This is a genomic window from Candidatus Binataceae bacterium, from assembly GCA_036495685.1.
Lineage (GTDB): Bacteria > Desulfobacterota > Binatia > Binatales > Binataceae > JAFAHS01.
In genome coordinates, this window is sequence record DASXMJ010000200.1 from 1 (window position 1) to 9,604 (window position 9,604).

Consider the following 9,604-nt stretch of genomic DNA (forward strand, 5'->3'; position numbering starts at 1 on the left):
TCGATCAGGCGAGGATAAACAGCTCGCTCGCGGCCGGGCGGCCAGGTATCCCGATAGGAACGCCTGTCGAAAGGTATGTCTTGTGTGCCTACTATGCCCCTACCTGCTCGAAACTGATATCACTCACTATCAAACCAAGCCACCGACGGTGCTGAAAAGCTCAATGCACCACTACTTTGACGCATACAGTCTGATACCGACTGATACCGAGAGATACGGATTCCGATGGTCCTGGTATACGGTAACCCGCTTGCCAATGTTGCCGGCTACCACAAGTCGGATTGGACGAGTCCGCTACCCGTGATGGTTCCGCTATTCCCTGTCATCAAATCGGCAGAGTATACCCACGCTTTTGTTTTCTCTGGACGGCTTCATATCCTCTACTACAGCTGCGTAAACCTGGCGTGGGTGCTGTTTGCACCGGCGGGTACGATGGCAATGGCGGTCCGCAAACGTTTCTGGGATTACGCTAAGACATATCCGGCCGAAGCGATCTTTTCTTTCGCAGGTACTTTCCCACTTTTCCTGTTTTCCAACAGTGCGCCAATGTGGGAGTTTTTCTTCTTCCCACGTTTTTTATGATCCCGCTGATACCTTTCCTGCTGTTCGTCTTCTCAGATTGCATGCCGCGCGACCGGAGGATCCTATGGGGTGTCGCGCTCTGAATGTGACTGCCTCGGTGGGACCGAAGGTAACTTCGCCACTTCTCCTGATAGGCCGAACGGCGCCGAAAGGAACTGTTTGCGGCTGTGACCTGCCGATCCAGCGGCCAATCAGTTCGCGAGGCGGATGATCGGCCTGTCTCCCTGATCTTTTGATCGTTGCTGTGGTCAAAGTCGGTGGGCAGCGAAAGCGCGAGCCCTCCCTCGCCCGCAAGCCCGGGCAACGCATTAGACGCGCCACCCGCTTGCGCCCGGTCCGCTGACTACGCACCCGCCAACTCGGCGTGCACCTGCGGACGGCCGTAGCGGGCCGCGACTCTCCGCGAGGATCGCGGCGATCTCGAGCCGCAGGCTTTGGTCCTACGGTGCGCGGCGCCGCCGGCCGTTGATAGATCTTCGTCTCTGCGTCCGATCAGAAGCTCAGAAGCGCAAATTGGAAGCTGCAATTGCAGGGTCTTCGCCGCACAGGTCATCGCAAAGCTGCGCTGCATCCAGTCGAACGTCGACTGTCACTCGCCTTAACGCGACGGCGAATTGAAAGTGGCATTGTAACGGGACTTCAGATCGTCGTCCGCTTCGTCTCCAGCTTTGTACGTCCCGACATCAATCTGCTTCACAGTCTCATCGCCTGACTCGACAGACCGCTGGATAAGGGACTTGGCACGTTCCAAGGTGTAGAGGCTATCCGACTCGACGTGGTAGGGCGTTCGCTTTTGGGGAAGATTAGCCCCATGGATGCTCGAAACCAGCGTATCTCGAACGCCTTGATGATTAGTTGCTGTCACTGCAGATCCTTTCCCGAGTGCGAAATCCTGCCTCTTTGAAAAGTCAGCAACTACTTTGTTTTCCAACCCGGAATCGGGCACCTGATTTTGGGACGCGACGCTGGGCGGTAAGGTTGCGTGGGTCTTGTCTCTATTTGTAGATTGGCTGGATTCGGCCGTGCTGAGTTCGGCCGTGAAGGGATGCTTAAGGACTTCCGAAGCGCGCGATGCTGTGCCAACGCTAAATGAGACAGTGCCGATTGGGGTCTCGCTACGCGGTTCCGCCACGTCGCGAGCCTGACCGGCTGCCGCCCGCAGGACTGTCCGGGCGCGATCGACAAAACGCTCTGGTTGCCCAGTCAGCCAGGCGGTCCACGCCAAAATCCCGACGATGCCTGCGATCCCTATTATGCGCAGCAGCAAGACAGTGCAACGTTTCGCCTGCTCGCGGGCTGCCGCCTCTAGTTCGCCAGAATAGCGAACATTCGCACTGCCAGTAACGAGCTGGGTCTGGCAGGGTAGACAGACTCGTAGGTGGTAGCGAATCTGGGTGCGTTCCTTGGAGGACAACCGGCGCCCTCGCTGGGGCACGCCGCCCAGCTGGACCAAGTCGCGGTATGCGGCAAGAGCCTCGCGCGGAGGGCACGACATATGAGCGGGCGCACGGCGCGTTGTAGGAGCATAAAACTTGGGTCCTGTCGCATTGAGCTCGCCTGCATCTCGTCGCTTCAGGAGGGCGCGCAACCAATCGAGCAAGGAGACACATCCATCGAAATCCCGTAGCAGCGAATTTCTGCGTCCATCTTCTTCCAATTCTCCATAGATCTCCTGCAAGACGACCTCAGCTAAATTCGTTGCACGACGCTCGTCGTGAGTAATATCGAGTGCAAGATCGTGAAGCAGAACTTTGTATTTTGCCTCGAAATTGTTTACGGCCTCGCTACAACCCAACCGGAAAGCCACTGCAAATGCAAAATCGTCCGGGTGCACCAATGTACGAGAAACTTCCATTGGGAAAGAAGGTCTCGACGCCGCTGAGGCGCTCGAGATCGCGGCGCGATAAATCGCGCCAGCCCATTGTGCTTCTGGAATTTTCCAGCAAGCGGCTGACCGCTCGTAGAGCTCCTTGATTTCGACCGCGTGGCGGGTGTGAAAATCTTCGAGCCGACTCATCGTACTCATAGTAGAAAGTCGGAACTCAATGATCAATTGACGAAGAGTCCAGAGACTTGAAGCCAAACTTCAATGGAAGCTCCCAATAGCGGGTCTGACTCCTACTGGCCGTACCATTTTTTAGCATCGTGTAAGGGCCACATTTGTAGACGCCTGTCAGGAACCTTAATCGCGGCGAGCTTTCTCGATCGAGAGGCGCGCCGTTCCGTAAAACACGTCTGGCCGAACGCTGCGAGCGTTTCCCCGCTACGAGAAGTGCGCGGTGCGGCCCCGTGAGGGTATTCTCACTGTTGTGGGAGGAGGAAGCGGGATGTGTGGAACGGACCGCCAGCAGTCTTCGAGGACCATCCGTTGCGGGCAATTCGGGCCACGGCTGATGCGTCGCTGAGCGAGTTGTAAGCGCAGTTCGACGCGATGTATGCGCAGAGCGGGCGGCCTCGATCCCACCGGAGAAGCTTCTGCGCACGGTGCTTCGACTGTCGAAGAATCGTACGTTTGCTTGGGTATGTTCTACCAGTCACGCGAGCAGTTCAGCGAAGTGGGGCGCGTATATAAAAAGATCGCCAAGTACCGTTCTTCAGTCACCGGATACTGCAACGTGGGCGAGGCGACCTGGAGTTAAGGCCCCCCAACTATGACGAGGCACTTAAGTATTTCAGAAAGGCTTATAGCCTGGACCCGCAATCCGCCCGAGTCGTTCTGAGAATCGGCCAGATTCTGACTATCAAAGGGAACCGGTGTGCAGAGCAGACCTTTCCTCAAGCAGGCCAGCGAAGATTCCTGAGGACGTTCGAGTTCGCAAACGAAGCCAAAAGAGAACTACGTGCTTTCTGAGCTGGAATTTACCATCCGACTCAACCCCGGTCCGCAACCCAGTTACTATGCGCCTGTCGTCCTCTCGAATCCGCCGATCGCGCCAGGGTAGCTGAACAACCTTCGGATCGCGCAACGGCCCTTTTGAGCGCGCACGATACCGACCCTCTCTTGCCGCCGTGCCGGCACTAGGCGGCGAGTTTACGGCATAGCGCTTCGGTCATCGAGCCGAGTGTCTTCAGATCCCGCTCTTCGAAAGGATCGCCGCCGGTCAGGTCGAGTTGGCATCCAAAAGCCTGCGCTAGTTCGTCTTCCACAAATACGATCAGATTGACCAGCGCCATCGAATCGATGCTGCCCTTGCTGTCAATGAGGACCGTGTCGCCGCTCTTTCTAAGCTGCTGTGTCTTGGCGAGCGTCTCGTTGAGGGTGTCGACCGCTCGGAAAATCGCCGCCCTGATCGCATCTTCTGACGTAATCGGCGAATTGCCGTCTGATTTGATCTTGTCAGTTTCCAAAATGCTAGGCCTTTCCGTTTGCTGACTCGTCGCGGGGGTTGGGAGGTTGCGGTGCCTCGCGATTTCGAATCGGGCGAAGCCCGAGTAGGAATTGCTGGTAGGTCGAGGTTGCGAGCGGGACCTGCGCCACCCCTGCTGGCGCGGCCACAGAGGCCTTAATGAATGCACGTTCGGCGACATCTGCCGTTATCACACACGCCCCCGCGATCACCGCGCCATCACCGATGGTCAAGGTGCGTCCATTGGCGCTCGCAATCAGGCAGCAGGGACCGATCCAGACGTTGCGGCCGATCACGACGCGGCCCGGACCGCGCAGATGAGCGAGGATAACCGTGCGCAGGCCGATCTCGCTGAAATCACCGATCTCGATGCACTCCGGAAACTCGTTTTCCAGGTAGACCTCATCGCCGATGAAAACCTTGCGCCCCACCGCCACTCCCCGGAATCGATGCAGAGCCGGTCGCAGGCTCACGCTTCCCGGCAGGCTACGCGCCGCGCTGTGCAGCGCGCGATTCAGCATTCGCTGAAGCAAGGGCTTGGTCACAGCTTCAGGCATCACGTGTCACCGGTTCTGCAACCCGCGGGTCCGCCACTGCGCCTTCGAGGTCAGAGAGGGTCGGCGCGCGATGTGCCGGTGGTTCTTCAACGATAGTCGTACAATCGGGTGCGGGCCGTATGATGCGAAGATCCGCCGCAAAGGTGTTTCCGTCCTCTCGTTCCAGGTTTCTCTGCAGAAAGTTCAGGCACGGTGCGTTCTTAGCGGTGGGAAGATACTCTGCCACCAGCCGATCGCACCCGCGGGCGTGCGCCGCGTTCGCCAGAAAGTGGAGTATCGACTCCTCGACCTGCCGCCCCATGACGCGGCAGCTTAAGACCAGGTCAGCGATCGAGGCAGACTTGCGCGGCTTGTCGAAGGCCAGCGTTCCAATTCCGACCAGTCCGTAGTCGCCGAACCGATCCATCACGTTGAACACTAATGCGCAGTGGTCCGGGTGAACCGCCCAGCGCATGAACTCCTGCGCCGATAGGCGCCGGGTACTCAGATTCATCTGGTTGGTCTTATTGAGCAGCTGGGTCGCGCGGGCCAGGTGAGCCTCGCTCAGCTCCGCGACCCGGACCACGATGTTCAAGCTATGCATCCAGCCATCCAGATCGACGTCCTCGCGAAGCCGACCTCTTTTTCGCTCGGCTACGTACATCGCGGTGCGGTTGCGATCTTCGCCGGAAACCACCGGAGTATCGAAGCAATTCAGCGCCGCTAGCGCCGAACAATAATAGAGAGGACTAGCCGGCCAGTCGGGAACCAGAACCTCGGGGAGAGCGGTGCGGACACGATCGCGCTCGACCGGGTTGTCGTCGATGAACACGGCAGCGTCGAGCCCCAGGTTCAAGTGCCCGACCAGCTCGAGCAGATTTTGCGCCTTGTCATTCCAGTTGATCTTCCATCCGACGAAATCGTCGGGTCGAAGCAACATTTCCGGATGAGACTTGAGCGCGGTCAGCGCCGCTCCTTCGTCATTCTTGCTGGCGATGCCAAGCAGAATGCCGCGGCGGGACAGCGACTTCAGCGCCGCCTGGAAATCGCGATACGCTTCCCCGACCGCATCGTGACCGCCCACCCGCAACGCTTCCCAGCCAACGTCCCCCAGGATCCCGCCCCACAGCGTCTCGTCCAGATCGAGCACCACCAGCTTGCGGGCACGTCCCTCCAGTCCGCGCAGCGCCGCGACGAAGTCGGAAACCGCGTGCTTGAAGACGCCAAGTGAAAACGGCGTCTTCGCCGCGTACCAGAGCCGCGGGTCGTAGCCCTTGTCGCCGACCAGCGCGCTCCAGCGCGCGGCATCAAAGATCCGAATCCGCGGATCCGCCCGCGAGGATTCGTAAAGGACGAGGTTCATCTTCATCAGCGCGACCGAAAGACCGAGATCGGGGTCCAGGTCGAGAAGTCCGCGCCGCGCAAGCATCGGATGGAAGGGTGCGAAGGTCGCAACAAAAATGTGTTCGACGCGACGAGGGAGCCGGGTTAGCGCCTGCACGAACTGCTGGGTCTCCGCGGCGATTTCGTCCAGCGAAGAGGCCTCCATTGCGAGCCTTCGTTTGTAGGCTTCAGAGACGCTCTCGGCTGTGGCCCAAACCACTGCGGTGCGAGTGGCTGCGGTCCACAGTTCCAGATCCTGCACGAGCAGGTGCCGCATCACCGGGCCGAAGGGTGCGCATCGCGCGCGAATCGGCAGGTCCGGCGCGGCTTCCACCAGCAGCGACGCCAGGTTGGCGGCGTTGAAATCTGCCACCACCAGCACTTCGTGAATTTTCTCAGTACGCGAGGTCACGAACTCACGTTCCCTCTCTGCCGAAACAACACTCATCGGCTTTCAGCTAAAATGCGGAGGCTCATCGGGATCCCACTTCGTTCAGGTAGACGTTCTGCATGCGCCGCTGTCCGTGGGTCTCTCGCACCTGCGGATGATCAAACAGGTGCAAGATAAAAATCTGATCGATCCAGCGCGCATTCTTCAGCAGGCGCCGCGAGCGCAAAAACCGGAACTGCTGAATCTTGCGTACCTCGTGCTCGGCGTTGAACTCGTTGATCGCAAGCAACTCGCCCGCCCAGTCCGAATAATGCGGCAACACGATATCGTCGAAATACAGAACCGGTAAAAACAGATAGTTGGCGGCATCGGCGTCGGACAGCAGTCGCAGCGCATGCTTGGTCGAGGTGTAGTAGTCGAGATCGAACGCGGCGAAGCCAAGCGGCGCCTCGGGACTAAGATTCGACTTCAGGAACTCGGGTACCGTTTTGCTTACGTCGCCGAGTACCAACTTGCAGTTGGGGGGCAACTTTGCCTCGAGCCGGGCACGGTCCATCGGGAAATCGCCGAGCCCAAACTGTTCCGGATGGTCGCGAAAGTCCTCGGCCGGCGGCATGCCCTCGCCGCTGTCGAAGCCGGCGACCTGAACCGCTACGCCGGTGTCCCGGGTGATTAACTCCGCGACGCGGCACATATTGATCAGCCCTTCACCGGCGGCGACTCCGAACTCCACTGCCGTGAAGGCGGCGAGTCCCGCCTTGCGGGCCTGATCGGCGGCTTCGAGCAATCCATAGGCGTAGTGGGCACGCTGAATGAGATCGAACGCGATCCGGGAACGCACCCCGCCAAACACGGCGACCAGCAACGAGGCCAGATTGAGGTGCAGCGGCTCCGTCAACCTCTCTCGGAAAATTCGATTGCGCGCACTCGGTTGATGAAGAAACTTTTTTACCAGCACACTGCCGCTCCGTGGGTGCCAATCACCTTGGCCGCTCGGTACCGCCAACGAGATTTTTCTGCCGTGCTGGTTTTCAAGGGATTTGCTCCACCTCAGTGCGCTGCCGGGGCCGGCGATCTGCGCGGCGGGCTCAAACGACGCTTGACCTTTTCGGAAACCGAGAGGAGCCACTGATTGCGGGCCACGTAGTTGTCGCGAAACTCGGACAGGTAGCGGCGCGCCGCGACTTTGGCTCGATAGGCGGGGGACCAACGCACCGCGGCGGAACCCGGCACCCGCGCGCCCGGCACCTCGATGCGCACGACCTCGCCCGGGTTGAGCGTCACCTCGCTCGTCAGCTCCGACGCCGATACCGCAGCTTCCAAAGCTTGGCCGTCGCACAGGATATGAGAGACCCCGGTAAATTGTCCGGTTCGTTGAAGCCGGTAGGTCGTGCGGCAGTCCGAGACGTTCTGCAGCAGGAACCCATCGGCGTAGAAGCGGACCCGGGTTTCGTGATCGCTAATCTTTTGGTGCAAAGCCGCCTCGGTGAAAATTTCACCCGGCGAAGACCAGATGAGATCCGGTGACTGAACTTTAAGCCGTCTAACGAAATCCGTCATCGGACGACATCCGTTGCGGAAAAAGCCGTGATGCTCCACCAGCAGCGCCGGTTTGCCGACAAACAGGTCGAAGGCCACTGGGAAAATGCTGACCGGGTATCTCCGCGAAAACAGGGGACATCTTCCGTAACGCGAAATTGCAGGATCGAGCAGATCCCCGACGACTACGTCGCCCGGCTGGTGGTCCGCAGCGAAAACCGAAGTGTTGAGCGCCGCTAGAAAGCCCTCGGCTGCAAGCGCCTCGAGGGCACCCTTGCAAAAGCCCCCTTGCGGAAAAACCATGACCGGCTCGTATGCGAGTGCCTCGCGCACCCGCAGCTCCTCCATCCGCGCCACCGCCATCCTCGCTTTGGCGCGCAGTGCGGTAGGGCTGCCCGAACCGAATTCGTTCTCGGTATGGTCGCAGCCGTGAACACACAACGAGAGCCGATCCTCGCGGGATCGGAATAACGCGATGGTGTCGGCCGAGTTGCGCCCGTGATTCCAGGGAATGAACGCGATGGATGCGGTAACGTCGTCGGCATCGAGCGCCTCGATCAGATCGGAGTAGCGGAGGAAGCCGTAATTTTCCTTGAGCAGCGGGTCGTCAATGATCCATCCCGCCCGCGGGTTGGGATTATGCCAGCACCACTCTGCATACGCGCTGCGCAGGAACATCAACCATGGCGCAAGTTGCGCATAGAATTCAGTTGGCGGGTCGGAGGGCAACGCGGGAGCTGCAACATCCAGCAGCTCACTTCCCGCGAGCAGAAAAATCCGCGACGGTCCACGCGCAAAACTCACAAATGACGCAAGCTCACCCATCTTCATGAGCGCGATGCCGCTCAGACCAGGAAAGCCGCGCCATCGGCTGCCGGAGTCGTCGAGGCGAAAGCCGAGCCCGCGAAGCGGCGCACAGCCGGCCGGCAAATCAGCAGAAAACGAGACCTCCGGGGCCGAGTCTGGAAGCGCGACGGTTTCTTGTTGCGCGTTTCCTGTCAGCCACGACAACACCTCATTGGTCCCGGGCGAACCATCGAAGCCATGAAACAGCGCCGCCGGAAAGGTGGAAAGGAAGTTACCAAGCAGAGCGCCCTGCTCGCGAAACACTCTTGCGAGCGAAGCTGCGCTTGCCGCCAGGCAGACGCGCTCCTGCTGACCGATATGGTTGATGATGTCGAGAGGAGCACCGCCCTCGGAATCGACGAACACCGCCCTGATGCCCCACTTCTCGGCGAGTCGGGCGAGCTTGGCGTCGGTTTCTCTCGAATTGGCGCAGGACAGGACGACTAACGTCGCCGCCCCGAATCCAGCGTCGCCCGGACTGGACCAACTCAATGCTCTGTGACCTCTCAGGAGTCGTTATTAGGAGTCGTTGGCACGACCACAGTCGACCCCGCAAGACGGCAGCAAGTGCTATGCCGTCAGAAAAGGCTCAGAAATCCGTCAGAAAAGTGAGAGTTTTGTAAGAGAGAACATCAACTGCGGGAAGCTTTTACAGTTAAGCACCCATAGAAGCCGAGGTGGCTTTTTGTGTTTCGTGAGAGAACCTCCCTTGCGGGATTCGCCACGCATTGAGTCGCCTTCGAACGTGAGAGGCCCAGCTCAAATTCGAGAATGATGTCCTTCAGGAAGTTTCAGCGCAGGGTCAATTGGCTACTACTTACAAGTGTCCTTTACTCATAAGAGACGATTTCTCCCCTATACCCGACCCAGCTAAGGCCTCCTCAGCATTCGTTTCTGGCTTGATTTTGCGGCATCTAGCGTCACCGTCGCCCTAAGCTGCGTAAGGCAACCGATATGGCAATCCCCTGCAGGTTTGCTTA

General features: G+C 59.2%; 7 protein-coding genes. 1 reads left to right on the forward strand and 6 read right to left on the reverse strand.

Going from position 1 to position 9,604, the window contains the following annotated elements; translation table 11 throughout:
- The first annotated feature begins 225 nt into the window (after window positions 1-225).
- Window positions 226-582 (forward strand): hypothetical protein, encoded by a 357-nt coding sequence (locus tag VGI36_18575; protein ID HEY2487153.1) that lies wholly within the window; start codon window positions 226-228, stop codon window positions 580-582.
- A 598-nt stretch (window positions 583-1,180) separates the two neighbouring features.
- Here VGI36_18575 and VGI36_18580 read toward each other — a convergent pair.
- The 6 genes from VGI36_18580 to VGI36_18605 all read right to left on the reverse strand — a co-directional run bounded on the left by VGI36_18580 (window position 1,181) and on the right by VGI36_18605 (window position 9,116).
- The gene (locus VGI36_18580; GenBank protein HEY2487154.1) at window positions 1,181-2,599 is read right to left on the reverse strand and encodes a hypothetical protein; all 1,419 of its coding nucleotides are present in this window, start codon (window positions 2,597-2,599) and stop codon (window positions 1,181-1,183) included.
- Window positions 2,600-3,600: 1,001 nt separating this feature from the next.
- Entirely contained in the window at window positions 3,601-3,930 is a 330-nt protein-coding gene (locus VGI36_18585; GenBank protein ID HEY2487155.1) for a hypothetical protein, read from the reverse strand.
- A 4-nt stretch (window positions 3,931-3,934) separates the two neighbouring features.
- Window positions 3,935-4,486, reverse strand: a complete 552-nt coding sequence (locus VGI36_18590; GenBank protein HEY2487156.1) for a hypothetical protein — start codon at window positions 4,484-4,486, stop codon at window positions 3,935-3,937.
- The gene (locus VGI36_18595; GenBank protein HEY2487157.1) at window positions 4,479-6,296 is read right to left on the reverse strand and encodes an HAD-IIIC family phosphatase; all 1,818 of its coding nucleotides are present in this window, start codon (window positions 6,294-6,296) and stop codon (window positions 4,479-4,481) included. The genes VGI36_18590 and VGI36_18595 overlap by 8 nt, the downstream gene beginning before the upstream one ends.
- 25 nt (window positions 6,297-6,321) lie before the next feature.
- Complete coding sequence (locus tag VGI36_18600) at window positions 6,322-7,197, reverse strand: hypothetical protein (protein ID HEY2487158.1); 876 nt, start codon at window positions 7,195-7,197, stop codon at window positions 6,322-6,324.
- Between the two features lie 92 nt (window positions 7,198-7,289).
- Window positions 7,290-9,116, reverse strand: a complete 1,827-nt coding sequence (locus VGI36_18605) for a hypothetical protein (protein HEY2487159.1) — start codon at window positions 9,114-9,116, stop codon at window positions 7,290-7,292.
- Window positions 9,117-9,604 lie beyond the last annotated feature (488 nt).